This is a genomic window from Ligilactobacillus sp. UO.C109, from assembly GCF_026847815.1.
GTDB lineage: Bacteria > Bacillota > Bacilli > Lactobacillales > Lactobacillaceae > Ligilactobacillus > Ligilactobacillus salivarius.
On record NZ_JAPSFH010000006.1, the window covers coordinates 16,301 to 42,079 of the forward strand.

Here is a 25,779-nt window from a genome sequence, read left to right on the forward strand (position 1 = left end):
CCAATCTCTTTTTTGTTCTAAGAATAATTCTTTGTTAAATTAAACACTTCACTTATAAAATAAGAATTTTTTCTTTATTTTCTCCTCTATCATTAATCTTATATCTATGTTATTATTAATTAGCATATTTTATATTTTAAGGAAGAATTACTAATGATATTAAAATCTTTAATCCAAACTAAGGACGAATTAGTTACAGTTCAAGAAGATATATCTCTAGCTGAAGCCCTAGATATTTTAGAAGATACCGGATTTCGTTGTGTCCCTATTCTCGATAAAACAGGTAAGATTTTTAGAGGTAACATCTACAAAATGCACATATATCGTCATAAATCTCGCGGTGGTGATATGACTCTGCCCGTCACTTATCTATTAAAAAATGCTACAAAATTCATCTCTATCAACGCTGCATTTTTTAATATATTTTTCACTATTAAGGATCTACCATACATTACAGTTTTAGATGAAAATAATTACTTTTTTGGTATCTTAACCCATAATCGTCTATTAAAAATGTTATCTCGTTCTTGGAATGTTGAGCTCGGAAGCTATGTCCTTACAGTTCTTTCAAAAGGTGAACGTGGTGATTTGGTAGATATTGCAAAAACTATTACCCAATATTCTGAAATAGCTAGCTGTATTTCTTTAGGGTTTCGTAAAAAAGATAATTTACATCGGACTTTATTCACTCTACCATCTGGAATTGAAGAAAAACGTCTAAACAGGATTGTTACTAAATTAAAGCGTAGAGGGTTCGAAATTGAAGAAATTGAAGATTTAAGTAAGATTTAAGTATTAAGTTGTCTACTTGATTACTTAATACTTTTTTTTATTTTTTGTCTTGTATTTTATTTTCATTTGTGTATAATTAACATTAAATTAAACATCGGTTATAAAACACTATGAAAAAGAAGAGTAACTTTATTAAATACTTCAGAGAATCTCTGGTTGGTGAAAAGAGATAGTTACTAATAAAGCGAATATCACTTTGAGTGCCATAATGAATTTTAGTAGTTATTGGTGGGTTAGCCCATTACAGCTATGTGTAGTTAAAAAACAGCTACATACCGAGTTTATGAGTGCGAATTCATAATGAATATAAGGTGGTATCACGCTAAGCGTCCTTTAGTCTCTACTAGACTAAAGGACGTTTTTATTTTATAACCAAATACTTTAGAGAAATGAGGCTTGAATTATGAAATTTACAGTTGTTGGTGCAGGTGCAATGGGACTTAGATATGGTGTATTACTTCAACAAGCAGGGAATGAAGTTGAATTTGTAGATGCTTGGGAACCACATGTTAATAAAATGAAAGAACAAGGTGGCGTTTATGTTACTAGAGATAAGGAAAATCGTCATTTAGTTCCTGTCAAAGTATATACCCCAGAAGAATATCATAATACAGACTCTGATGTTGTTATTTTCTTCCTAAAACAAATGCAACTTGGTGAAATGCTTGAAAGATGTTCCCATTTCTTTACAGACAAACAATATGCTTTGACTGGCATGAACGGTATGGGTCATATTGAAAAACTACTAAAATACTTTAAACCTGAAAAAGTTTTAGCAGGTACTGCCCTTGTTGCAACAATTCTAAAAGCACCTGGAGAAGTAGATTTCGTTGGTAAGCCTGGAGCTGGATCTATGAATTTAGCTAACTACACAGAGAAACCTGATGAAATGACACATAAAGTTGTAGCTGAATTAGAAAAAGCCAATATAAATCCTACTTTGACTACAAACTTCAGAGGTACTCTTATGGCTAAAGTTGTATTTAACTCAGTGGTCAATACGTTATGTACTTTATTTGAAATAACTATGGGAGAATATGCTAATTTCGAAAAGGCAGATGAACTATCCCGTGCATTAATTGACGAAGCTTATGACGTTTGTGAGCGCGATGGCGTAAAAATGCTACAAACTAGAGAAGAAGAATTAGCTACTGTCAACTATGTAAGTAAAGTTGCTAATCCACTTCATTATCCTTCAATGTATCAAGATATGAGTAAAAATCGCCCTACTGAAGTAGATTACATCAACGGATATTTAGTAAAACTTGGACGTAAACATAATTACGAAGCTAAAACACATGCCTTCTTAACAAACTTAGTTCATCTAGCAGAACATACTCGTCAAGAAAGATTACGTGAAAAATAATTAATAATTAAAAAAAGTGTATTTCAATCCAATTTCAACTCGGATAAGAGATACACTTTTTATATTATCTTATTTTACTCTTGCCAAGAAATACTTCTTCTTACCACGTCTAACGATTACAAATTTACCATCAAATTCTGCAGATGGATCAATTGTGAATTCTAAATCTTGAATTCTATCTCCGTTAATTCTAATTGCACCATTTGTTACGTCTTCACGAGCTTGACGCTTGGAACTTTCAATTCCAGTATCTACAAGCCATTCAACGATGTTCTTAGGTTCAGCAGTTACTTCTACACTTGGCATGTTCTTAAATCCTTGTTCAATTTCACTTGCTGTTAAGTCTTTAACTTCACCAGAGAATAATGCTGCAGAAATGTGTTCAGCTTCCTTAACTGCTTCTTTTCCGTGTACAAATTCTACAGTTTCTTCTGCTAATCTTCTTTGAGCTTCACGTTTTTCTGGTTGTGTCTTAACTTTTTTTTCTAAGTCAGCAATTTCTTCTTGAGATAGGAATGTAAAGTACTTCAAGTATTTAATAACATCTCTATCATCTTGGTTTAACCAGAATTGGTAGAATTCATAAGGTGTTGTCTTTTCAGGATCCAACCATACTGCTCCACCAGCTGTTTTACCAAATTTAGTTCCATCAGCTTTTAACATTAATGGGATAGTCAATGCATAAGCTTCAGCCTCGCTACCTTCCATCTTATGAATTAAATCTATACCAGATGTAATATTTCCCCATTGATCAGCTCCACCAATTTGAAGTTGAACATCATTATTCTTCCATAAATGATGGAAGTCAATAGATTGAAGAATTTGGTATGTAAATTCAGTAAATGAAATACCTACTTCTAAACGACTTGCAACAACTTCTTTATTAAGCATTGTATTTACATTAAATAACTTACCATAGTCACGTAAGAAACCTAATAAATCAATTTTAGAAAGCCAATCACGGTTGTTCACAATTGTGATATTATCCTTTCCAAACAAATGCTTCATTTGCTTAGTTAAAGCTTCTTCATTATGGTGAACTTGTTCCATTGTTTGTAGTACACGTTCGGATTTTTTACCTGAAGGATCACCAATTGAACCTGTACCCCCACCAATGATGATATGTGCTCGATGTCCAGCTTCTTGGAATCTCTTTAACATCATAAATGGAATTAAATGACCGATATGAAGGCTATCTCCAGTTGGATCGACCCCACAGTATAAACCTACTGACTTTTTATCTAATAATTTTCTTAACCCTTCTTCATCAGAAACTTGGTTAATCGCACCACGCCATGCTAATTCATCTAAAATATTCATTAGATACACTCCATTCTTTTGATAATAAAAAAGTCCCTAACGTTAATAATAACATTAGGGACGAAAAATCATTTCCGCGTTACCACCCAGATTGCTTAAAAAGCCACTCTGTCATCTTTATCGGAATGACCCGGACAAGCTCCATAGTGTAATTCGATTGATAGTTTATCTTGATTCACAGCACCATCAAGTCTCTTAAAAATTGACTATCAAATCTACTAATCTACTTCATCGCTTTAATATGTCATTAATAATATGATAACTTTCATATAAAGTCAATAGCTAATCAGCTATCTTAGCTTGGCATTCTGGACATAATCCATAGACCTCATATTGACTATTAAAGACTTTAAAGCCTGTTTTCTCAGCCGCATCTTTTTCTAATTTTACATATTCATCATTAGGTACATCGATAATTTTATTACAGTTTACACAAATAACGTGATAGTGTGGTTCTGCAAAATAATCATATCGCATATGTCCTTCGTTGTCTGGCGTTACTTCAATAATTAACTTTCTGTCCATAAATAACTCTAATGTATTATAAACAGTTGCCAAACTTACGCTAAAGCCATTTTCCTTAACATATGAATAGATCATTTCAATTGAAGGATGCTCCTTAGATGACATTAAGTATGCTAAAATTACTTGTCTTTGTGGAGTATTCTTAATATGACGCTTCTTTAATTTTTCTGCAGCCATCATTAATTGTTCCTGGTTATTCATACGGTTTCCTCCTCCACTTTATAACTTTTATAAACTAATTTCTCTAACATTATTATGATACAAAAATCAAATTATGTCTAGCAATATATTGTATTAAATTTTTAATAACTATTTAAAATATCTTGCACTTTTAATATCAATGTTTTTAATATATCCGCCACTACACCAGGTAAAAGACGGTTTAAATTTCCTAGCCAAAAAAGACGTACTTCCATTAGTAATAAGCACAACATGAAACCCATCACTAAATATTCACTTAATTGACCAGTTTTATAAAATGCAAATTTTCCACCAAATGACGAACCTGATTTTGTAAAAGGATATAACCACTTAACGCCTCTTTGAGAAAAACTATCCTCTAACAAATGAAGTAAATATCCTAACATTAACCAAAACACAATATTTTCAATCCTATCAGTCAAATATTGTTTTTGGATAAATTTGACTATTATACCTATCAAGATAAATCCTAGCAAAGAATGTGTAATACCGCGATGACCAAAAGCTTTATTAGTTACACCACTTACCATTTTATGCCTCTTTCCAAGATAAGAACTTGGATGATCAATATCTGGTAATAAACTTCCTACTGCTAATACTCCAACATTTACGAGTGTTAATTCATTTGTCAACGACATCAAGGGTAATCCTAATGCTAAAGTTGTTGTAATATGAGTCTTCGCCTGCATTATTATTCCTCTTTAATGTACTTTTATTTAGAAATCCTTTCTATAACTTATCTTACTTTTTCCATAATTGCTAGATATTTTTACTTGGAATGGTATTTGTTCTTGCAATTCTTTAACATGACTGATAATCCCTATCATTCTATTTTTTCCTTCAATCGTCTGCAAGGCTTCCAATGCTATCTGTAATGCATCGCTATCCAAGGAACCAAATCCTTCGTCTACAAATAAAGCATCCACAAATATTCCACCAGCATTAGCTTGGATAACCTCACCTAAAGCTAGTGCTAGAGCTAAAGCAGCAATAAAACTTTCACCACCTGATAAAGTTTGAACTGGTCTAACTTTCCCAGCGTTATCATCGTATATATTAATCTCTAATCCTGTATTACTACTATAACTACCTTTTTCATCTTTTATTTGGAAACTATATCTTCCTTGAGTTAATTCTTTCAAACGTCCATTAGCAACATTTAACACTCTTTGAAGGTACATTTGTAGCACATATCTTTCCAAACTCAACTTAGTAGCACTTTTACCAGTCATTACATCTGATAATTGTTTCCATTCTGCCATTAACTTATAATTTCCTTTTTGTTCTTGCAGTAATTGTTCTACTTCTTGCTTTATTTTTTGTATATGGTTAATTTCCGTTGTAATATCACTAAATTCTGCTTGGAATGTTAGAAGTTCTTTTCTTTTATCAGCAATCACACTATTACGTTCAACTAAATTTGGCATTTCTCTATTATTAATTGTTTTGTCCAATTCCGATATTTTTGTTTTTACTATTAATATTTGTTTTTCATAACTATTAATTTCATTATTAATAGAATCTAATCGTGCTAGATCCTTAGCTAAGGAAGCTATTTCTTCTAAATTAATCTCACTATTTTCTATTAATGTAGTTATTTCTTTATTAATTTTACTTAACCCTTTTTTCTTACTTTCTAATTCTTGGTCATTGCTATCAATATCAGCTTGAACTTTAATTAATTCTGCTTTAGTATCTTGAAGTTCTTTAGTAATTTTATCCTTACTTGCTTGATAATCTTCCACTCTATTTTTAGCATCTGTAATATATTCTTCAACCTGTTTTACATCATTAAATTCAGGATTCAACTGCTTTTTTTGTTCTTGTAAAGTAGTTTCAGTTATTTTTAGGCGATAATATACATCGTCATATTGTTCTTTTAATTTATCTTTTTCTTTCTCTAAATTAGCTATTTCATTTTTTATTAATTGACTGTCACCTTTTAACTTTTCTCTCAAGCTAACTTTATTTTCAAGATCTTTTGCTTTTTTCTGATACTCATCATTTTTAATCTGAAATATTTCTTTTAGTTCTAGCAAAGATTGGCTTTCCTCTAGTTCAAAATCAAGTAATATTTTATCTATGCTTTCTTTTTTATTTTGTTCTAATTCTGTTATTTCATCTGTTATAGATGTTAGTCTTAACTTAAATTCTTTTGCTTTAGATCTTTCAACTTCAGCTTTCTTATTCGCTAATTTTACATCTTTCTCAGTTACTTGTTCCAATTCATCTATTTCAGCTGGTAATGGATGTTCTTTGGATCCGCATACTGGACAAGGTTCTCCCGGTGCTAATTGTTTAGCAAGAAAGTAAATTTGATTTTTTATCCACAAAGTATTTAACTTTTCTTCAGTATCTGTACTTTCTTGTACTAATTCTTCCTGTTCTTGATACTTCTTTTCTAATTTTTCTTTTTGTAATTTCTTTGATTCAATCTCACTATCTAAATGATCTACTAAATCTATTTTTTCGCTCAGTCTAGTTAATTTATTATTCTCATTAACCAACTCAACTTGTTTCTCATCTAAATTTTCTAACTTAGCTAGTTCTTTTCCTAAATCATCATAGCTTACTTTTTGTTTTTCTAGTTCTTTTACTGACTTATCAAGGTTATTTTTAGTATCTTGATGATTCTTAGTTAATTCACTCATTTTTTCTTGATTTACTTTTACATCTTGATAAACTGGTAATTTTACTTCTAATGTTGAAATCTTATTTTTTAGATCCTCAATATTTTCTTGTTGCTTTTCTAATTCTTGGGCTTCTATTTTTGCAGATTCATGTTTTTGAATTAAAAATTTACTTTCTTGATTTAGTAATACCAATTTGTCACTTTTTTCTTTTATCTGTAATTCTAAATCAGTTTTATTGTTAAATATTTGTTGATTTTTTTGATACCAAGCCAATTTATAAGCGTAAATTTTCTTTAATTCAATCTTATCTTGATTATTTTCTAGAGATTGTAGTTTATGTATATAGTCTTCTTTTTGCTTAATACTATCTGCTAATACTTTTTCATTTTGATAGGTTTCAACTAAGTTATCAAGTTGCTTTTGACTAATAGTTATATCGTTATTTACTTTTTCTTGTTTTTTCTTTTTTTCTTCAATTTGGTTATTAACTTTAACTATCCATTCTTCATCATTTGTTTCATCATTATCTTCAATTTCTACTTGTTGTCGGATTGTTTGTATTTGTGTAGTTAACTTTTCATTTTCACTTTCAATGATTTTTGCTTGTTCTTGGATTTTCTCAGTCCATTTTTGATATAGACTCGTTCCAAATAATTTTCTTAATATCTTTTCCCTATCAGCACTATTAGCATTTAAGAAATTTCTGAATTTCCCCTGTGGTAATAAAACAATTTGTGTAAACTGCTGTGCATCCAAGCCGATTAAGTCACGTAAAAATTTATCTGCCTGATTTTTTTTAGTAATTTCAATATTTTCTTGTTCTTTATTGATGTATTTTACTTTTACAGAAGCCTCAACATCTCTAGTTCCATTCCCTCTCTTTTTAGCTAAATTCATTTTGGGGCTACGAATAACTGTGTACTTTATTCCATTATGCTCAAATACAAATGTCACTTCAGTTGCATCATTAGGTGTAGCAAAATCAGATCTCATCTGCTTAGCGTCTCTTTCATCGCCAGAAGTATGATCGAATAAAGCAAAACTCATAGCATCAAAAATGGTTGTTTTCCCACTACCCGTTTTTCCACTGATTAAAAATAAAGATGTATTATCAAACTCTGTAAAATTCATGGTTTCATCAATATATGGTCCAAAGTACTTCATTCTTAACTTTAATGGTTTCATTTTTTATTCACATCCTTTAATGCATTTTTTACCCATTTTTGCTGATTTGAAGTTAATTTCTCACCTGTAACTTCAGTAAAAAAGTCACTAACTAATTTCATGGGATCAGTTAAATCCCTTTCTTTATTCTCTTCTGCTTTCAGCTCTTGAATTTCACCAACACGTCTCAATTCTAAGATCTTAGGATAGTAATTTCTTAATTTATTAATCACATCTGGAATGACCTTAGTGTCAGTCAATCTAATAGCATAATAGTCTTCCTTGGAATACTTTTCATATACCGATGGAGAAATTAAATTGTTAAATGAATCTTCTAATACATTTATTTCATGAACTGGAACTAATGGAACGAATTTAGGTGATATTTTTTCAGTATCTACAATCCAAACACCCTTTTGCGATGTCGCTTCTGACACTGAAAATTTTACAGGTGACCCACTATATTTTATAATCTCTGCTTGACTTGCTCTTGCATCATGTAAATGTCCTAACGCAACATAGTCAAAATCATTCAAATAAGAAGTTGGAATAGCGTCTAAACCACCGACCATAACATTAGTCTCAGAATCAGTTTGTGTACTTCCAGCAGCAAAAAAATGTGCAACCAACACATGTTTCATGTTAGGCTTAAACTTTTCTTTTATTTTTTCTACAATAAGTTGCATCGCTTCTTGAACATTTTTCAAATCTTGCCTGTCAAAATAATTTCTTACCTCTTGTGGTTCAAAATATGGTAAGAGAAAAAATTGTGTTTCTTCTATTTCTACTGGTTCAAATGCTCCAGAAATTTTTGTATTTAAAAATAAGTTTGTAGCTTTAAACCATTCACTACCAGTATTTAATCTTGTTGCTGAATCATGGTTCCCACTTACAATTAATAAAGGATGCTTATCAACTAGATTTAGCCTCTTTAATTTTTCGTTTACACTTTTTACCGCTTCTTCACTTGGTAATGATCTATCATATAAATCACCAGCTATAATAATTGCATCAACCTTTTCTTCTTCTGCAATTCTTTCAATTTGTTTAAAAGCGTCATCTTCTTCATATTTCAAGTCAAAATTGTGTAGTTTTTTTCCTATATGCCAGTCTGCAGTATGTAAGAATTTCATATTACCCCTCCGAACATAAGTTTTATATTAATTTTACCATATTATAGTGGTAATAAAAAAAGTAGTAGTTAATTTAATTTTTTTACACACTACTTTTAATCCTAAAAAATCTCTTTAATTTTTCTCGTAACAGCTTCTTATATTAAGTAATATCTTCGTAAAATAACCAAAGTTTTATCAATTTTTCGATTTTTATGAATAATTTCTGGATATTTTTTACTTTTTTTGTTACATTTTTCAGTACTTTATATTTTTTTGTAATTCCCATTATATCAACATTTAGATCATTAAATAGTCTAAAATATTACAAAATATTACATAATTACCGAAAAAAGTAATTTATATGCTATATGCCTGTTATATTATTTTTTTATACTTATAAGCGTTGATACATAGGAGAACTTATTCAAGTTATTAAGCTATGTATATTATTCTAAGATTTAGGTTTTAAATAAGAATTTTTTACAGGAGTGAATATTTTATATGAAAAAAACAGCAGTTATCGCATCAGCCGCAGCATTAACAGGTGTCTTTGCTTCCGCAGCAGTTGCAAACGCAGATACAGTTACAGTTAAATCCGGTGATACAGTTTCAAAGCTTGCTAAAGATTACAACACAACTGTTGACGCTATTGTTAACACAAACAAATTATCAAATGCTAACTTAATCTTTGTTGGTCAAAAACTTGAAATTGGTGAAGCTACTCAAGCTGATAACAACCAACAAGCAGCTCAAAGTCAACAAAGTCAACAAGTTGCTCCAGCTGCAAGTTCACAACAAGCTACTACAAACTACAATACAAATTCTAATTACACATCCAATGTTTCTGGTAACGAACAAGCTGCTAAGGAATGGATTGCTGCTCGTGAATCTGGTGGCAATTATGGCGCTCGTAATGGTCAATACATTGGTAGATATCAATTATCTGCTTCTTACTTAGGTGGAGATTACTCCCCTGCTAACCAAGAACGTGTTGCAGATCAATACGTAGCTAGTCGTTATGGTTCTTGGTCAGCTGCTCAATCTCACTGGTTATCTAACGGCTGGTACTAAGATTTAGCCACAATTACTATATTGAAATTAATTTTTAAGTCTCAATCCTCTTAGATTGGGACTTTTTATTTTGCCAAAAATCAGCATAATAAAAAGGCATCAACATTTATTCCAATGTCGACGCCTAAGGAGATTCTTATAATAAATTTAGATTGGCTAATTGATTTTAATTAAACTTCTACGCCATATTCTTCAAAATATGCAGTTAAAGGTTTTAATTCAGCACCATCATAACTTGCGAAGAAATCTTCTACTGTCTTTTCAGCATGTGTTGCTTGATAAGCAGCAGAAATTGTTTCAACAAATTTACCATCTTCAACATGTAATTCTAGTTCTTCTACCGGAATTCCACGCTTATCAGTAATCTTAGCATCAATTAATACTGGACGACCAGCCTTTGTAGTAGCTAATGCTTCGTCAAATGCTGCAGGAAGTTCTTCAAGAGTCTTCACTGTAATTCCCTTTACTCCCATTCCTTCTGCAATTTTAGCATAGTCAGCATCTACTAAATCAATACCAGAATGATTCATTTCAAAAATATCATCTTGTTCTGATTTGATAAAGTTTAGTGTTTGGTTAGAAGTTACAATGTTGATCACTGGCAAATTGTATTTAACTTCAGTCAATAAGTCTTGCATAACCATTGAGAAAGCTCCGTCACCAGAAATATTGAATACTTGGCGATCTGGATAAGCTAATTGACCAGCAATAGCTGCAGGTACTCCGTATCCCATAGTTGCAAATAATGCAGAAATTGTCCACTTTTTATCGCCTTTAAAGTCTAAGAAACGGAAACTGTTAATAATATTATCACCAGTATCAATACCAAAAACAGCATTTTCTTCAGCAATTCGATTAATTTCACGGTACACTTGTTCAAATGAAAGTGGACCTTCTTCTTTATGCATTAATTTGTTAAGATATTCTTTCCAGTCTTTCATAGCTGCAACACTTGCTTTAAAGAATGCACTTTCTGGAGCAGTTTCACTTCTTTCTAAAGCTTTTGCCAAGAATTCTCCTGAATCTGACCAAATTCCTAGATCTAAGAAATGATGTCTACCAAAATGGGATCTGTCATTATCAATTTGTACAAACTTAAAGTCATGTGTACGATATACCAAGTTAGCAAATGGGAAATCTGCACCTAAAGCAATTACTAAATCTGCTGTTGCAAATGCTTCATCTGCAGCTTTAGAAGCAGCACGGTTTAATGTACCTAAATTACCTTCATAGTCATCAGGAACAGAACCTTTTGCTAAACCTGTAATTGTTACTGGAATTTGTAATTTTCTAGATAACTCTATTAACTTATCAGCATTTTCTTTAATACCTGAACCCACATGGAAAATAGGACGTTTAGCATTCTTAACTAATTCTAAGAACTTGTCAACTTCTTCATCTGTTGGTGCTGGTTTAGGTTCAGCTTTATCTAGAATTGTAGTAGATGCATAGTCTACATCTGGAATTTCTACATATCCAAAATCGTTAGGAATTACAACTACTGCTACACCTTTATTCTTATAAGCTTCACGAATTGCTTTATCAACAACATAAGGTAAACTTTCCGGTGTCATTACAATACGATCATATACTGCTACATCTTGAAACATTGGAACTTCAGGAAATTCTTGGAAATAATCATAGTTCATATTAGTATGAGGAACTTGTCCTACTAATGCTAAAACAGGTGCATGATCTTCCTTAGCATCATAAAGTCCATTTAATAAATTAACTGCACCAGGTCCAGCAGAACCAAAAGTTACACCTATTTGTCCTGTTAATTTTGCGTGAGCAGCTGCAGCTAAAGCACCTACTTGTTCATGTCTAACTTGAACATAATTGATATTTTCTTTTTCAATATCTAGCGCTTTCATTGTTGAGTTAAAAGAACCTCCTGGATAACCATAAACATCCTTAACTCCCCATGCTTCTAAAACTTTTAACATAGCAACACTTGCTGCAATTTTCTTTTCAGTCATAAATAGAACCTCCATAAAACAAATCTAAATTATACATTGCAAACGTTTTCTTTTCGATTACGTTTTATAGTGTACTACTTACTTACTTTTAGTTCAAGTGTTTTGTGCAACTTTTTTTATTTTATTTTATATTCATTAGGATCAGCATCTAAAGGTTCATATTCATCCATTTGACTATCGCGGTAATCCCACCATTCATTTTCATATCCTACAAATCCTGCTTCAAGCATCGCATCATTTAGGATTTTATAATTTTTCTCTTGTTCAGGGGTTTTTGGTGCTTTTCTAGCAGCCATTTCAGAGAAATCATCAAATCCAGTTTGCATCTCTACTTCATTTCCTAAATTATCAGTTAAAGTTAAGTCAAATGTAACACCTTTTTGATGGCTGAAATTTGGATTAGGTTCAGCCACAAACTTAGGATCAGGATAAACTTCAAATAATTTTTTCTGAGATTTTACAGGACGATAAGCATCCCATACTTTCAATCTATATCCTTGTTTCTTTACAATTGCACTTGCTTCAGCTAGTTTGTATGCGGTTCCGGTTCTGGCTATAGCAGTAGTAAAATCATAAATTACTTTGCCTGTAAAATTATCTTCTGTCGCATATTTTAGATCAACAATAATATCTGGATCTAATTTCTGAATATTAGTAAATCCTGTTAATTTTTTATCCATCTAAATCACCTCTGTCTTAAATTATAACTTATAGATCTATTATTTTCTCTTCCTACTTTTTAACTTATAAATCATTTTAAAGTTGACACCGTGTCACTTTTGGTGTATGATAATTTTTGTAAGGTTGACACCGTGTCACTAATTAATTTAAATCAAAGGAATGATAATTTATGCCTTCATCTACATTTGAACATTTATCTGAAAAAAAGAAAAATACAATTATTCTCGCCTTACTCCATGAATTTTCAAAAGTATCTTTGAGTAAAGCTCAGGTTGCTCCAATTGTTAAAGAAGCTGAGATCGCACGTGGTGCCTTTTATAAATATTTTTCTGATTTAACTGATGCATATATTTTTCTTTATAAGTTAGCAATGAAAGACATCCATACTCCCTTTATTTCTAAGGGCGATCAAACAGCCAATGCTTACGTTCAGCAAACTCGTGATTTTTTGACCAATACTCAAAAAAGTAAATATTATGACTTAATAAGGATGCATATCTTATATAACGAACATCATATTCCTTCAAAACCAATGTCTCCTGACGTTTCCCCTTTAGTTTGGGCAGTTGCTGAGTTATGTCATGCAACAATTAGAGAAAGTATGAGTTCTCCTGATAAACAAGATAAATATCTGGAACAACTTTACGTAGTTTTGACAAAGCTTTTGGAAAATTGAAAGGAATGATATTGTATGTTTCTCGCTTTAAAAGAAATCAAACATGAAAAGTTACGTTATGGTTTAATCATTGCCATGATCGCCCTGATTAGTTATTTAATCTTTATCCTAACAAGTCTTGCATTAGGTCTTGCTCAAGAAAATACTGCTGCTATTGATGGTTGGAAAATAAAGAGTGTTGTCCTTAATAAAGATTCTGATACTAATTTACGTCAATCGCTATTAACTACCGAACAAGTAAATAAACTGACAAAGAACAAAAATAATGCCGTTATTGCTGAGGCTACAGTTGTTGCTAAAGCTACTGATAAAGAAAAGCAATCTGCTTCTTTTATCGGATTAGAGAAAGAACAATTTATTAATCGTGACTTAAAAATAAGTAGTGGTAGAAAATTTACTAATAATCATGAAGTTGTGATTGACGATTCTTTTAAACAAAAAGGATATAAATTAGGAGATTATCTAACCTTAAATTCAGATAGTACTAAATATAAAATTGTTGGATTCACTCATAATGCTAAAATTAATATTTCACCTATTATTTATGGAACTACTACAACATGGCAAAATTTGCGTGGTATGGGATCTAATTTCGGTGGAAGTGCTATTGTTTCTAAAAAAAATTCAATCAAAAATACCGATACTTCGTTAAAAATTTATACGGTTGAAGAAGTTATTAATAAGTTACCAGGATATTCTGCTCAGAATTCAACTTTTATCTTTATGATTGGATTTTTGATGATCATTTCCCTAATTATCATTGCAGTATTCCTTTATATAATCACGATTCAAAAGATTGGTAACTATGCTGTTCTCAGAGCTCAAGGTAGTCCTGCTAAACTTTTAGTTAATGCTACTTTTTCTCAGTCACTAATCCTAACTATTATTGGTCTTGGAATTAGTATCTTTTTAACTATCGGAACGTCATTTTCAATTCCAAATACTGTTCCTATGTCCTTTAACCTAACTTTTATGTTTGTCGTCTCGTTAGGATTAATTTTAATGGCAATTCTTGGTTCACTAATTCCTATCAGAATTGTTCTTAAAGTAGATCCTGTTTCTGTTATTGGAGGATAAAAAATGTCTGTTATTGAATTAAAAAATATTAATAAGTATTTCGGTAAAGGTACTGCTCAAGTACATGTCCTACGTGATTTAAATTTTACTGCTGAAAAAGGAAAGCTCATTTTAATCCTAGGTCCATCTGGTTCTGGCAAAAGTACCTTTTTAACGATTGCTGGTGGGCTTCAATCTGCAGATTCTGGACAAGTAATGATTAATGATAAAGATATTAGTGTTTTTTCTGCTAAAGAACGTGATAATTTACGACTAAATCAAATTGGCTTTATTTTACAAGCTTATAACTTAGTTCCTTACTTAACTGTCGCTGAACAATTTACTTTAGTTGATAAGATTAAAAAAGTAAATAATCTTTCTAAAGAGGCATTAAATCAATTATTAGTTAAACTAGGTATCGATAATTTGATTAATAAATATCCAGATCAACTATCTGGTGGTCAAAAACAAAGAGTGGCCATTGCTCGAGCCTTATATACCAACCCTGAAATTATCTTAGCTGATGAACCAACAGCTGCTTTAGATAGTGTAAAAGTTAAAGAAGTTGGTAGTTTACTGGCCAATCTAGCCCATGACCAGAATAAAGCAATTCTTGTCGTCACACATGATGTTAGATTAGAAAAATTTGCCGATGAAATTTACCAATTAGATGATGGAAATTTAATAAGATCTAAATAATATAATATTAGGCGCAACAATTCATTTCATTTGTTGCGTTTCTTTTTGTGGTGCTATACTTAAATGTATATTTTATCTAGAGAGATAGGAGATCCGTGATGAATTTAAATGATACTATTAAAACACAACTTAATCATCGCTCTATTAGACATTTCAAGAATCAACAACTTGATAAAGAAACCTTAAATACTCTTTATGAAGTTGCAAATCATACTGCAAGTAGCCAGTTTCTTCAACAATTCTCTATTATTCATGTTACAGACAAGAACAAACGCACTAAGTTAGCCGAAATTTGTAACCAACCACCAGTATCTGAAAATGGTGAACTTTTTATCTTCTTAATCGATCTACATCGCAATGTAAAATTGCGCCAAGAAGCTAACCTTGATGATGGTCGCTTGCATACAATGGATTTGTACCTTCAAGGCTTATCTGATGCTACTTTAGCTGTTCAAAACATGTACCTTGCAGCTGAAAGTTTAGGCCTAGGAGGCGTAATTCTAGGTAGCATTCGCAATGATATTCGTGCTGTTAATGAATTATTCAATCTCCCTGATATGGTAATTCCTGCCTTAGGTTTGCAAATAGGTATCCCTGATGAAGAAATTCAGCAAAAGCCTCGTTTACCATTATCATTCAAAGTCTTTGAAAATGAATATCAGGATAATCTGTCTACACAAGACTATGAAGATTACGATAAAGAAGTTGAACATTACTATTTAAGTCGCACCTCTAACCCACGTAAAGAGAATTTCACTCAACAAATTATTGGCAAAAATAGCAATCTTAATCGAAAAGTTACCAAACGTGATGAAGTTCTCGAATTAACACATTCTAAAGGTATGCTTTGGAATTAAAAAATTCCTGAGACCTGATTGGCTTACATTTCCAATCAAGTACTCAGGAATTTTTTTATAACATTTCATACAATTCTGGATTTACCCTGTCCATTAATGGTGTTAATTCTTTAACAGCGAATATATCTAATCTATGCATCGCTCTAGAACAAATTGTATAAACTAATTGTCTTTCACTTTCATCATGATAATTATTTCTATTAGCATTCCACATTATTACAGCATCAAATTCTAGTCCTTTTGCTAAAAATGCTGGCACCACAATTGTTCCTGGAACTAAGCGCTGGTTTTCAGTCTTAATTAAAGTAACTTGAGCACCTTTTTGCTTTAATTCCTCTGTCAACTTCTCACATTCAGCTAATGTTTTACCAATAATTGCAGTAGTCATCTTTTCTGCATCATTTCTGTGCAACTGCATAACTACATCATTTATCAGTTTTTCCTCATCATTATCAATTGTAATAGTTGGTAACGGTCCCTTACGAGCAAAAGATGTAACTTTTTCTCCATTCACTAATACTTCTTTAGTAAAATCTGTTATTTGTTGAGTTGAACGATATGATTGCGTCAATTGGATAACTTTTGTTCTATCTTTATCAAACATTGTTCCTAATTCGTCCAACAATGTATGGCTATTTTCCTTGGTAAAAATAGCTTGATTTAAATCACCTAACATTGTAAATTTAGCACGTGGAAAACCAAATTTTAGATATGCTAATTGATATGCTGTATAATCTTGAATTTCATCAATAAATACATGCTTAATATCTACTTCGCCACGTTTTCCCGTAATCAAATCATACAAATACAGGTAAATAGTTACATCAGCTATTGTTAATTTATGATTTTTCAAACGACTGATTGTCATATCGACATCATCATTCCACTGTTCTAAAGTTAAATCAAATTTTGCTAAATCAACTAGTTCTGGAATATTACGCATAAAATGAACAAATTGTTTATTAATACTCAAAAATCTATTACGTACAATCGCTCTTTGAACTGGGCGTAATTGCTTCATAACATAACTGCGAGCTAAGAATTTTAGCTCTTGATCACCATTAACAAAATTACGTGGCTCATCACCATATAATTCATTGAGCTCTTCTCTACTTAAATCTTGTATTTGTTTTTGAACACTATCTTGCTTAGCAAGTTCTCCTACCTTACTATTCAGAATTTTAATAAGTTTTTCTTTAGTAGCAGACAAACGATTACGTAGATTGTAATTACTATTAAAACTATAGTAAATTTTCTTTATATCTTTTTTAGAGAAGAAGATTTCTCCATTATATTTTATATCTCTAAATCTCATTCCAGCAGTATTTAAATAATCACTATAATTAGTTGTCGCATTAAACATTGTTAAGCTACTTTTTAAAGCTGAAATTTTTCTTCTTAATGGCTGATTATCTTCATCAAATCTTTCTTGTAACGTCTCTACATGTATCTTAGGTAGACGACGTTGTGAATATTGATAGTAAGTCATTTGAACCATATTTTGTTCCCCTAATTCTGGTAGAACTTGATCAATATAGTCATTAAATAACTGGTTTGGTGAAAATAATACCACTTGACTCGAGCTCAAATTTCCACGATAACGATACAATAGATATGCTACTCTTTGTAATACAGCAGATGTTTTACCTGAACCTGCAGCACCTTGAACAAATAGCAAGTCAGACTTAGTATCTCTGATAATCTTATTTTGTTCTTTTTGAATCGTAGTAACAATGCTCTTCATCTTAATGTCAGAAGATTCGTCTAGAACTTCCAATAACATTTGATCCCCAACAGTTTCATCAGTGTCAAATAAAGTTATGATCTTGCCATCTTCTACCATAAACTGTCTTTTTAGAGTTAATACTGCTGTTTGTGGGCCATCAGGTGTATCATATGTTACTTCTCCTAATTTACCATCATAGTAAATACTAGAAATTGGAGCACGCCAATCATAAATCATAAAATGGTCTGGGGTATCCGCAAACGAACCTAATCCTATATAAATAGATTCCTGCTTACCATCATTCTCAGTGAAATCTATTCTAGCAAAGTACGGCTTTTTCTCTAACTTTTCAAGAACTTCTAATCTCTGTGTTGCATGTTGCCAACTATTTTCGCGTTCTTGTAAAAGTTGTTGCTGTTGTCTTACAGTTAGACCAGTTTCCATAATTCCAGCATAGGAGCCTGTTTTAATTCTGACATTATTTTTAAAATCATCCATAATGTCTTTTCTATCTTGTTCAACCTTATTAATCTCAGATTGATGTCTCTTTTCAGCTTGCTTTATTTTAGCAACAACATCATCCATATGTTTTTGTTCTAATTCTTTTTCAGTAAGAGCCATTTTTAACAACCCCTTTCAAATTATCAAAAAACTCGTCATACTATTGTATCATTTTTAACTGTTTATAACAAATTTTAAATATTTTTTATAACTATTATCCTTTATTTAATTTATAAAAAAGTAAAAATCATTTAATTTAACCTACAAATAAATCACTCGAGCCTGTATAATAATGTATTGTAATAATACGAATACAGTGTTGAAGGCTAGGATGAATAATTTAATTCATTCTAGCCTTTATGTTATACTTGTATAGAAAAAATTTAAGATTAGAAGGTATTACTATGTCAGTTTCATTTTTAATTGTTACACTGGCAGCTTTTATCACACCTATGGTTTTAGCAAGATTCAAAGTATCTTTTCTTCCTACTTCAGTTGCTGAAATTATTATAGGTATTATTATTGGTAAAAGTTGTTTCAATTTAATTCATGCTGATACGCTCTTGAGTTGGTGTTCAACTTTCGGGGTTATACTATTAATGTTTTTAAGTGGTATGGAAATTGATTTTAGCTTATTTAAGAAGAATTCACATACCTTATCCCCGTTAGAAGCAAAAATGGCAGCTAATGAACCTAAAACTTCACCTGTTAGAGCTGCAACTTATGCGTATGCTTTTTCTTTAGTCGCATCGCTAATTTTAGCTTTGCTATTTAAAGTTACAGGCTTATTCTCAGATGTTGGTTTAGCTACTATTTTATTTAGTACTGTTTCTTTAGGAATTATGACTTCATTATTGAAAGAAAATGAGTTACTAAGCCGTCCATTCGGTCAAACTATTCTTTTATTCTCTGTATTAGGTGAAGTTATTCCTATGATTGCTTTAACTGCTTACTCCTCTCTCTATGCAGGAAAAGGTGCAAGTTTGTGGTTGATTACATTGCTATTCATAGCTGCAGCGTTCTTATTCAATCGTTTCAGACACTTCTTCTCATTCTTTGATAAAATCAATAAAGCAACTACACAAATTGATATGCGTCTTGCTTTCTTTGTTATCATTGCTTTAGTTTTAGTAGCTGAGACAGTTGGAGCTGAAAATATTCTTGGTGCTTTCGTTGCCGGAATTGTTTTGAAATTATTAGAACCTGCGGAAGAAACAGAACATCGCCTTGATGCAATTGGATATGGTTTCTTTACTCCTTTCTTCTTTATTTTAACAGGGGTAAATTTAGATATTCCATCATTGATGCGTTCGCCTAAAACATTATTATTAATTCCTTTATTCTTTGTAGCCTTTATCCTCGCAAAACTTCCAGGATATTTTGGTTTCCAAAGACGTTTTAGTAAAAAGAACTCCTTTGTTGGTGCTGTTGCAACAAGTACTACTATCACATTAGTAGTAACAACCTTAAAGATTGCTGAACACTTACATGCTATAACTCCACAACAATCTGGTGCTTTTTTACTTGCTGGAATTCTTACTTGTATCGTAGGACCTGTTTTCTTTAATAAACAATATAAACCTGAGCCAGAAGATCAAAAGCAAACTTCATTGCATATTATTGGTGTAAATTTAGTTACAGTATCTGCTGCTCAACAGCTTTCTAAAGGAATGTATGATGTTCAAATGTATACAGATAATTCTAAGAACTTTACAACCTACAATTCTCAAGCTAATGTACACTTCTTAGATTCTTTAGATCCTGATGAGTTAATTGCTAATCATATTTTTGATACTGATATTCTCGTTTTAGGATATTCTGATTATAATGTTAATTATAAATTATCTCTTGCAGCTAAAAAGTATGGTGTAAATCGTGTCATTGTTCGTTTTGAAAATCGTAATCCACTTAATGATATGGAAGATGAACTTAAAAAGGCTGGTATTGAATACTTCAGTTATTTCGATATCAATGTAGGTATGATGCGTTCAATGATTGATAGTCCGTCTATGTTACAAATTCTTACAAGTTCTGAATCCCGTTTATATGAAGTAGTAGTTAATGATTCAATTTTTGTTGGAGTTGAAGTTAAAGACTTACCACACATTGATAAGATTACAATCAGTAGAATTTATCGTAATGGACATGCTATTGCACCTCATGGTTATACGCAATTACAATTAGGTGATCATATTATCTTCTCTGCTAGTGCTGAAGAAAGTGCTTATTTCAGACGTAAACTTCAAAGAAGAAATGAATAGTTGTTTAAAAGGACTATGCTCAATGCGTAGTCCTTTTTTCATTCTCAACATATATATTACTATCTTTTATCTAAATTATTAATCATCACTACTAACAACTTTAATCTTCTAATACAAATTGCATCACTAATTTTTTAAAAGTATCTAGTTTCCCTTTAAAATTATGATCTGCCTTAGAAATAATTTGACTACTATAATCTGTTTCTAGTACTTCCAATCTCTCAATAAGATCTGAATAATCAACACTAGGATCATATTGACCAAAAACCACTTGTACTTTTGCTCCACTAAAGTTAATTATCCCCTTTTTAGTTTTATGCCAATTAATTGCCAGTGGTGGATTAATTGCTAAAATTCGGCTAACTTTAGTATTTAAATATCCTTGTTGCAATACTAATAATCCACCTCGCGAAATTCCAATTAATATAATTTCTTTAACATCTATTAAGTATGTTGAAGCTTTTTCCAACTCTTCTTGTAAATTTAGTGGAGAACCAACTGGATTAGCTGAAACAACCACGGCATATCCTCTTTCATTCTGAATTTTACTTGCTAATTCTAAATACTTATTTTTATACCCATAAATTGAACTAGCAGCACCAGTTTTAATAAAAACTAACTTAGACTTTCCAAGCATTAAACCATATTGCTGATCAACTTTATCATACTTCATTTTAGTATTTCTTTCCGACATTATCTGCTCCCTATAAAGTTCTAATTTAAAATTTCAATCCCACAGTTAATTCAATTTTACTATCATATTAATGCATAACAAAAAGCACATCCCAACAAGAGATGTGCTTTTCCGATAATATGGTATATATTAACGTTTTGAGAATTGTGAAGCTTTACGAGCTTTCTTAAGACCTGGTTTCTTACGTTCTTTCATACGAGCGTCACGTGTTAATAAACCAGCTGACTTCAATACTCCACGGAAATCTGGATCTACTTCAAGTAAAGCACGTGCAATTCCATGACGAGTTGCACCAGCTTGACCAGAGAATCCACCACCATTTACGTTAACAAAAACGTCGTATTGACCTTTTGTTTCTGTAACGCCAAATGGTTGTACCATATCTTCGCGAATGTTTGCGAATGGAATGTATTCTTCTGCAGGTTTTCCGTTCATTGTGATCTTACCTGTACCTGGTACTAAGCGAACACGAGCAACGGAGTTCTTACGACGGCCTGTGCCTTGATATTGTACTTGAGCCACTTTCTAATTCCTCCTAGATTAATTTGTTAATATCCAATACTTCTGGTTGTTGTGCTTCATGCTTGTGATCTGCACCACGGTATACATGTAACTTCTTAGCTTGTTGACGACCAAGAGTACCCTTTGGAAGCATACCTTTAACAGATAATGCTAATAACTTTTCAGGATCCTTTTCACGGTAGTCACCAGCTGTACGAGCTTTCAAACCACCTGGATGATTTGAGTGGTGGTAGTAAACCTTATCAGAAGCCTTACGACCTGTTAAAGCAACCTTTTCAGCATTGATAACAATTACATAGTCACCTGTATCTACGTTTGGTGTAAATGTTGGTTTATTCTTACCACGTAAAATAGATGCTACAGCTGATGATAAACGTCCCAAAGGAACATCTGTTGCATCAACTACATACCATTTACGTTCTACTTCGCCTGGTTTTGCAATATATGTTGTACGCACGTTTATTTCCTCCATTTGTTGTATACATGTTTGACATACAATAAGATTAACGGGGCTTACTGTGGGGCAAACAATACCAAATACTAGTTTATTACTTGTTTAACAATAAGTCAATATATAATAATTGAGTTTTCTTATAATTTTTCATCCTCTTCATCATAATATACTTCCTTTAAGTATAAGCCACTAGCTGGTGCTGTCTGTCTTGCTTGACTTCTATCCTTAACTTCATACAATCTCAAAAAATCGTGTACTGGTCTTTTTCCATTACCAATTTCCAGAAGTGTTGCCACCATTATCCTAACTTGATTATACAAAAATCCATTTCCATAAAATTCAAAAACTATTTCATCGTTTACCTTATCTTCGTAAACTTTAGCTTCATAAATTGTTCTTACATGACTTTTGGCTTGACTACCAGAAGCAACAAAACTTGAATAATCATGTGTTCCTTCAACATCTGGCATCGCTTCTTTTATTTTTTCTATATCCAAAGGATACTTATAGTGTCCTGTATACAATCTCTTAAAAGGATTTACAAATTCCCCTCTACTAACACGATATAAGTATCTTTTCCCATGAGTTGTATATCTTGAATGAAAATCATTTGGTACTATTTTGCAATCTACTACTTCACAGTCCAGCGGCAACATACTATTTAATCCTCTCAACATACCTTTAGCAGAAATAGGATGCGGAAAATCAAAATGTACAACTTGCCCTAAAGCATGTACTCCAGAATCTGTTCTCCCTGATCCATAAACAGTTATATACTCATCCTTTTTACTCATTTTGTTAATAGCTTTTTCCAGAACAAATTGAACTGTTCTTTGATTGGGTTGAGCTTGAAAACCAGCAAAATTAGTACCATCATAAGCTAACGTTACTTTAAATCTTTGCGTCATATTTCTTCCTTTCAATTAGTTTTTTAGAATAATTAATGCTATTGTTAAAACTGCAAAAGCAATGATAGTCATCGTATCACGCAATTTCCATACATGTACTCTAAATTTAGTTCTACCCTCTCCACCTTTGTATCCTCGAGCTTCCATTGCAGTAGCCAAATCTTCAGCTCGATTGAAAGAAGATACAAACAATGGGATTAGTATAGGAATTACAGCTTTTACTTGCTCAACTAATGAACCTTCACCAAAATTAACACCTCTTGAACGCTGAGCATTCATTATTTTAGCTGTTTCATCCATTAAAGTAGGTACAAATCTTAATGCTATCGAAAGCATTAGAGAAATTTCATATACTGGAACTTTCAAATATTTCAATGGCTTTAACAATGACTCCATAGCATCTGAAATTTCTAATGGCGATGTTGTTAATGTTAATAAGGTAGACATCACTATTATCAAGACAAATCTAAAAAATACATAGACACCATTTACTAGCCCATATTTAGATAATGTAAAAGGCCCCCAATGCCAAAATACATGACCACCATTTGTAAAAAAGACTTGTAATAATACTGTAAATAATATTAACCAAACTAATGGTATTATTCCTCTAATAAAAAAGCTCAATTTAATTTTTGATAACAATACTCCTAAAAAAGTAAAAGCTATCAACAATAAATATGTTTGCCAATTATTAGCGAGAAAAATTATTCCTATAAAATAGAAACTTAGTGCTAATTTACTTCGAGGATCCATTCTATGAATTAAAGAATTACCATTGATATATCTTCCTAAAAGTAATTTATTCATTCAAATTTCCCCCTAGTATTTTCAAAATTTCATCAGTTAACTCTTCACTTTTTAGTGGAATACTATGTTTAGAAAGAGCTAACTTATCAAACAATTTATAGGCAAAATCTGTAGTTTGTGGAAGATTTAAATGATGATTTTTTAACCACTCTGGATCACTAAATAGTTCTTTAGGAGTAGAATCAGCAATTACTTTACCTGATTCCAAGACTATTACATGATCAGCATATTCAGCAACATCATTCATTTGGTGTGTTACTAAGATGATTGTTAAGTTTTCATCTTTATGTAATCTATTAAACATTTCCATCATTTGATGGCGTCCCTCAGGATCTAATCCCGCAGTTGGTTCATCTAATACTAAAACTTTTGGTTCCATTGCCAAAATCCCTGCAATTGCTACTCTTCTCATTTGACCACCAGATAATTCAAAAGGTGATTTCTCCAATACTTCTTCAGGAAGAGCTACTAATTTTGCTTTTTCTCTTGCAATTTTTTCGGCTTCATCTTCACTTTTTCCAAAGTTTTTAGGAGCAAATGCTATATCTTTTAGAACTGTTTCTTCAAATAATTGTGCTTCAGGAAATTGAAAAACAAATCCTACTTCTTTTCTTAATTTTCCCAACTCTTTATTTTTAGTAGTATTATCAATTGTATATCCATTGATTGAAATTTCTCCACTAGTAGGTTTCAATAGGCCATTCAAATGCTGTAACAATGTAGATTTGCCACTACCGGTATGTCCAACTATTGCCGTATAACTACCGTCTTCAATATTTATAGATACATCTTTCAATGCTACATGTTCTAAGGGTGTTCCAATTTGGTAAGTATAATTTAATTTTTTTGCTTGAATTGACATAACCAATCGACCATTTCCTCTTCTGTAAAATATTTATTTGGAATATCTACACCCTTTTTTGTAAGTTCTCTTCTAATTTTCTCAGCAAAAGGAATATCTAATCCAATATTTAATAATTCATCATTCTTTATAAAAATAGATTCTGGCTTACCATCATCAATTATTTTACCGTCATCGAGAACAATAACTCTATCTGCTAAAGTAGCTTCATCAATATCATGTGTAATAGAAATAACAGTGAACTTATACTCATCTTTTAAATTTTTGATAAGAGTAATCAAACCTTTTCTTCCTTCTGGATCAAGCATACTTGTAGCTTCATCGAGGATAATTATTTTAGGTCTCAATGCTAATACTCCAGCAATTGCTACTCTTTGCTTTTGTCCACCAGATAATCTTGCTGGTTCATGTGTAGCAAATTTTTCCATCCCGACAACTTTCAAAGCATCGGCTACACGCGATACCATTTCTTCTCTAGGTACTCCTTGATTTTCTAAACCAAACGCTATATCACTTTCAACATCCGCACCAACAAACTGATTATCGGGATTTTGGAATACCATTCCTATTTTTTTTCTAATATCCCAAATATTTTTTTCATTCATTTCATAGCCATCAACTTTTATACTGCCAGATTCAGCCTTTAGCAGTCCATCTATTAATCGAGCTAATGTGGATTTTCCACTACCATTATGCCCAATTAAAGCTATCCATTGACCGTCCTTTATATTTAAAGTTAAATTTTTCAGAATGTATTTATTTTGTCGAGCATATTTGAAAGATAAATTATCAATTTCAATTATATTTCCATCTGTCAAACTCATAAACAATTACTCCTAGATATTATATATACATAGTAATAATATACCATATATAAACTAAGAAAACTTACTTTAGTCATGACGT

At 31.6% G+C, this 25,779-nt stretch carries 23 protein-coding genes and 2 other annotated features; of the genes, 8 read left to right on the forward strand and 15 right to left on the reverse strand.

Annotated features, from left to right (window positions below; translation table 11 throughout):
• Positions 1 to 153 precede the first annotated feature (153 nt).
• Positions 154 to 792 carry a cyclic di-AMP binding protein CbpA gene (cbpA, locus tag OZJ21_RS01515; RefSeq protein ID WP_003705271.1) on the forward strand — a complete coding sequence of 213 codons (639 nt, stop codon included), beginning with the start codon at positions 154 to 156 and terminating at the stop codon, positions 790 to 792.
• A 101-nt stretch (positions 793 to 893) separates the two neighbouring features.
• Positions 894 to 1,129: a binding site (T-box leader), on the forward strand.
• Positions 1,130 to 1,195: 66 nt separating this feature from the next.
• Positions 1,196 to 2,158, forward strand: a complete 963-nt coding sequence (locus OZJ21_RS01520) for a ketopantoate reductase family protein (protein WP_003709717.1) — start codon at positions 1,196 to 1,198, stop codon at positions 2,156 to 2,158.
• A gap of 69 nt (positions 2,159 to 2,227) precedes the next feature.
• Here the strand turns inward: OZJ21_RS01520 and tyrS are convergent, their stop codons facing one another.
• The 5 genes from tyrS to OZJ21_RS01545 form a co-directional block, all read right to left on the reverse strand.
• Complete coding sequence (tyrS, locus tag OZJ21_RS01525) at positions 2,228 to 3,478, reverse strand: tyrosine--tRNA ligase (RefSeq protein WP_268857325.1); 1,251 nt, start codon at positions 3,476 to 3,478, stop codon at positions 2,228 to 2,230.
• Between the two features lie 53 nt (positions 3,479 to 3,531).
• Positions 3,532 to 3,719: a binding site (T-box leader), on the reverse strand.
• Between the two features lie 41 nt (positions 3,720 to 3,760).
• Positions 3,761 to 4,204, reverse strand: coding sequence for a Fur family transcriptional regulator (locus OZJ21_RS01530; protein ID WP_003701366.1), 444 nt, complete (start codon positions 4,202 to 4,204; stop codon positions 3,761 to 3,763).
• Between the two features lie 101 nt (positions 4,205 to 4,305).
• Positions 4,306 to 4,893, reverse strand: a complete 588-nt coding sequence (locus OZJ21_RS01535) for a metal-dependent hydrolase (RefSeq protein WP_003701365.1) — start codon at positions 4,891 to 4,893, stop codon at positions 4,306 to 4,308.
• A 27-nt stretch (positions 4,894 to 4,920) separates the two neighbouring features.
• Positions 4,921 to 8,022, reverse strand: a complete 3,102-nt coding sequence (locus OZJ21_RS01540) for an AAA family ATPase (RefSeq protein ID WP_268857326.1) — start codon at positions 8,020 to 8,022, stop codon at positions 4,921 to 4,923.
• Positions 8,019 to 9,134, reverse strand: a complete 1,116-nt coding sequence (locus OZJ21_RS01545) for an exonuclease SbcCD subunit D (RefSeq protein WP_187397921.1) — start codon at positions 9,132 to 9,134, stop codon at positions 8,019 to 8,021. Before OZJ21_RS01545 ends, OZJ21_RS01540 begins: the two co-directional genes overlap by 4 nt.
• A 483-nt stretch (positions 9,135 to 9,617) precedes the next feature.
• Between OZJ21_RS01545 and OZJ21_RS01550 the strand changes: the two genes are divergently transcribed.
• Positions 9,618 to 10,187 (forward strand): LysM peptidoglycan-binding domain-containing protein, encoded by a 570-nt coding sequence (locus OZJ21_RS01550; protein WP_187397922.1) that lies wholly within the window; start codon positions 9,618 to 9,620, stop codon positions 10,185 to 10,187.
• A 170-nt stretch (positions 10,188 to 10,357) separates the two neighbouring features.
• Here the strand turns inward: OZJ21_RS01550 and spxB are convergent, their stop codons facing one another.
• Positions 10,358 to 12,166: a pyruvate oxidase gene (gene spxB, locus OZJ21_RS01555; protein ID WP_003705284.1), complete on the reverse strand. Its 1,809-nt coding sequence runs from the start codon at positions 12,164 to 12,166 to the stop codon at positions 10,358 to 10,360.
• 116 nt (positions 12,167 to 12,282) lie between these two features.
• Positions 12,283 to 12,846, reverse strand: coding sequence for a M15 family metallopeptidase (locus OZJ21_RS01560; protein WP_268857327.1), 564 nt, complete (start codon positions 12,844 to 12,846; stop codon positions 12,283 to 12,285).
• 170 nt (positions 12,847 to 13,016) lie between these two features.
• Between OZJ21_RS01560 and OZJ21_RS01565 the strand changes: the two genes are divergently transcribed.
• The 4 genes from OZJ21_RS01565 to OZJ21_RS01580 all read left to right on the forward strand — a co-directional run bounded on the left by OZJ21_RS01565 (position 13,017) and on the right by OZJ21_RS01580 (position 16,135).
• A complete protein-coding gene (locus OZJ21_RS01565; protein WP_223687676.1) occupies positions 13,017 to 13,523 on the forward strand; it encodes a TetR/AcrR family transcriptional regulator in 507 nt (168 codons plus the stop codon).
• 15 nt (positions 13,524 to 13,538) lie between these two features.
• Complete coding sequence (locus OZJ21_RS01570; protein ID WP_268857328.1) at positions 13,539 to 14,600, forward strand: ABC transporter permease; 1,062 nt, start codon at positions 13,539 to 13,541, stop codon at positions 14,598 to 14,600.
• Between the two features lie 3 nt (positions 14,601 to 14,603).
• Positions 14,604 to 15,278 carry an ABC transporter ATP-binding protein gene (locus tag OZJ21_RS01575; RefSeq protein WP_255819682.1) on the forward strand — a complete coding sequence of 225 codons (675 nt, stop codon included), beginning with the start codon at positions 14,604 to 14,606 and terminating at the stop codon, positions 15,276 to 15,278.
• Positions 15,279 to 15,376: 98 nt separating this feature from the next.
• A complete protein-coding gene (locus OZJ21_RS01580; protein WP_095761431.1) occupies positions 15,377 to 16,135 on the forward strand; it encodes an NADPH-dependent oxidoreductase in 759 nt (252 codons plus the stop codon).
• 55 nt (positions 16,136 to 16,190) lie between these two features.
• Here OZJ21_RS01580 and helD read toward each other — a convergent pair whose 3' ends face one another.
• On the reverse strand, positions 16,191 to 18,482 hold the full coding sequence (helD, locus tag OZJ21_RS01585) for an RNA polymerase recycling motor HelD (protein ID WP_087250395.1): 2,292 nt from the start codon (positions 18,480 to 18,482) through the stop codon (positions 16,191 to 16,193).
• A gap of 284 nt (positions 18,483 to 18,766) precedes the next feature.
• Between helD and OZJ21_RS01590 the strand changes: the two genes are divergently transcribed.
• A complete protein-coding gene (locus tag OZJ21_RS01590; protein ID WP_178846943.1) occupies positions 18,767 to 20,623 on the forward strand; it encodes a monovalent cation:proton antiporter family protein in 1,857 nt (618 codons plus the stop codon).
• 100 nt (positions 20,624 to 20,723) lie between these two features.
• Here the strand turns inward: OZJ21_RS01590 and OZJ21_RS01595 are convergent, their stop codons facing one another.
• From OZJ21_RS01595 to OZJ21_RS01625, 7 genes are all read right to left on the reverse strand, one after another.
• Positions 20,724 to 21,317, reverse strand: a complete 594-nt coding sequence (locus tag OZJ21_RS01595) for an alpha/beta hydrolase (protein ID WP_201896993.1) — start codon at positions 21,315 to 21,317, stop codon at positions 20,724 to 20,726.
• Between the two features lie 129 nt (positions 21,318 to 21,446).
• A complete protein-coding gene (rpsI, locus tag OZJ21_RS01600; RefSeq protein WP_003701345.1) occupies positions 21,447 to 21,839 on the reverse strand; it encodes a 30S ribosomal protein S9 in 393 nt (130 codons plus the stop codon).
• Positions 21,840 to 21,852: 13 nt separating this feature from the next.
• Entirely contained in the window at positions 21,853 to 22,296 is a 444-nt protein-coding gene (gene rplM / locus OZJ21_RS01605; protein WP_014568676.1) for a 50S ribosomal protein L13, read from the reverse strand.
• Between the two features lie 134 nt (positions 22,297 to 22,430).
• A complete protein-coding gene (gene truA, locus OZJ21_RS01610) occupies positions 22,431 to 23,201 on the reverse strand; it encodes a tRNA pseudouridine(38-40) synthase TruA (protein WP_004563878.1) in 771 nt (256 codons plus the stop codon).
• A 15-nt stretch (positions 23,202 to 23,216) separates the two neighbouring features.
• The gene (locus tag OZJ21_RS01615; RefSeq protein ID WP_003701341.1) at positions 23,217 to 24,011 is read right to left on the reverse strand and encodes an energy-coupling factor transporter transmembrane component T family protein; all 795 of its coding nucleotides are present in this window, start codon (positions 24,009 to 24,011) and stop codon (positions 23,217 to 23,219) included.
• A complete protein-coding gene (locus OZJ21_RS01620) occupies positions 24,004 to 24,873 on the reverse strand; it encodes an energy-coupling factor ABC transporter ATP-binding protein (protein WP_087309846.1) in 870 nt (289 codons plus the stop codon). The genes OZJ21_RS01615 and OZJ21_RS01620 overlap by 8 nt, the downstream gene beginning before the upstream one ends.
• The gene (locus OZJ21_RS01625) at positions 24,849 to 25,697 is read right to left on the reverse strand and encodes an energy-coupling factor ABC transporter ATP-binding protein (RefSeq protein ID WP_003709696.1); all 849 of its coding nucleotides are present in this window, start codon (positions 25,695 to 25,697) and stop codon (positions 24,849 to 24,851) included. The genes OZJ21_RS01620 and OZJ21_RS01625 overlap by 25 nt, the downstream gene beginning before the upstream one ends.
• Between the last annotated feature and the right edge of the window lie 82 nt (positions 25,698 to 25,779).

What these genes read in the sequence shown, in the direction of transcription:
- OZJ21_RS01530 (WP_003701366.1), bottom strand. Translation starts at nt 4,204, where the DNA reads ATGAATAACCAGGAACAATTAATGATGGCTGCAGAAAAATTAAAGAAG.
- OZJ21_RS01540 (WP_268857326.1), bottom strand. Translation starts at nt 8,022, where the DNA reads ATGAAACCATTAAAGTTAAGAATGAAGTACTTTGGACCATATATTGAT.
- cbpA (WP_003705271.1), top strand. Translation starts at nt 154, where the DNA reads ATGATATTAAAATCTTTAATCCAAACTAAGGACGAATTAGTTACAGTT.
- OZJ21_RS01550 (WP_187397922.1), top strand. Translation starts at nt 9,618, where the DNA reads ATGAAAAAAACAGCAGTTATCGCATCAGCCGCAGCATTAACAGGTGTC.
- OZJ21_RS01535 (WP_003701365.1), bottom strand. Translation starts at nt 4,893, where the DNA reads ATGCAGGCGAAGACTCATATTACAACAACTTTAGCATTAGGATTACCC.
- helD (WP_087250395.1), bottom strand. Translation starts at nt 18,482, where the DNA reads ATGGCTCTTACTGAAAAAGAATTAGAACAAAAACATATGGATGATGTT.
- OZJ21_RS01545 (WP_187397921.1), bottom strand. Translation starts at nt 9,134, where the DNA reads ATGAAATTCTTACATACTGCAGACTGGCATATAGGAAAAAAACTACAC.
- OZJ21_RS01520 (WP_003709717.1), top strand. Translation starts at nt 1,196, where the DNA reads ATGAAATTTACAGTTGTTGGTGCAGGTGCAATGGGACTTAGATATGGT.
- OZJ21_RS01565 (WP_223687676.1), top strand. Translation starts at nt 13,017, where the DNA reads ATGCCTTCATCTACATTTGAACATTTATCTGAAAAAAAGAAAAATACA.
- OZJ21_RS01615 (WP_003701341.1), bottom strand. Translation starts at nt 24,011, where the DNA reads ATGAATAAATTACTTTTAGGAAGATATATCAATGGTAATTCTTTAATT.
- OZJ21_RS01580 (WP_095761431.1), top strand. Translation starts at nt 15,377, where the DNA reads ATGAATTTAAATGATACTATTAAAACACAACTTAATCATCGCTCTATT.
- tyrS (WP_268857325.1), bottom strand. Translation starts at nt 3,478, where the DNA reads ATGAATATTTTAGATGAATTAGCATGGCGTGGTGCGATTAACCAAGTT.
- spxB (WP_003705284.1), bottom strand. Translation starts at nt 12,166, where the DNA reads ATGACTGAAAAGAAAATTGCAGCAAGTGTTGCTATGTTAAAAGTTTTA.
- OZJ21_RS01560 (WP_268857327.1), bottom strand. Translation starts at nt 12,846, where the DNA reads ATGGATAAAAAATTAACAGGATTTACTAATATTCAGAAATTAGATCCA.
- OZJ21_RS01570 (WP_268857328.1), top strand. Translation starts at nt 13,539, where the DNA reads ATGTTTCTCGCTTTAAAAGAAATCAAACATGAAAAGTTACGTTATGGT.
- OZJ21_RS01575 (WP_255819682.1), top strand. Translation starts at nt 14,604, where the DNA reads ATGTCTGTTATTGAATTAAAAAATATTAATAAGTATTTCGGTAAAGGT.
- truA (WP_004563878.1), bottom strand. Translation starts at nt 23,201, where the DNA reads ATGACGCAAAGATTTAAAGTAACGTTAGCTTATGATGGTACTAATTTT.
- OZJ21_RS01590 (WP_178846943.1), top strand. Translation starts at nt 18,767, where the DNA reads ATGTCAGTTTCATTTTTAATTGTTACACTGGCAGCTTTTATCACACCT.
- OZJ21_RS01620 (WP_087309846.1), bottom strand. Translation starts at nt 24,873, where the DNA reads ATGTCAATTCAAGCAAAAAAATTAAATTATACTTACCAAATTGGAACA.
- OZJ21_RS01625 (WP_003709696.1), bottom strand. Translation starts at nt 25,697, where the DNA reads ATGAGTTTGACAGATGGAAATATAATTGAAATTGATAATTTATCTTTC.
- OZJ21_RS01595 (WP_201896993.1), bottom strand. Translation starts at nt 21,317, where the DNA reads ATGTCGGAAAGAAATACTAAAATGAAGTATGATAAAGTTGATCAGCAA.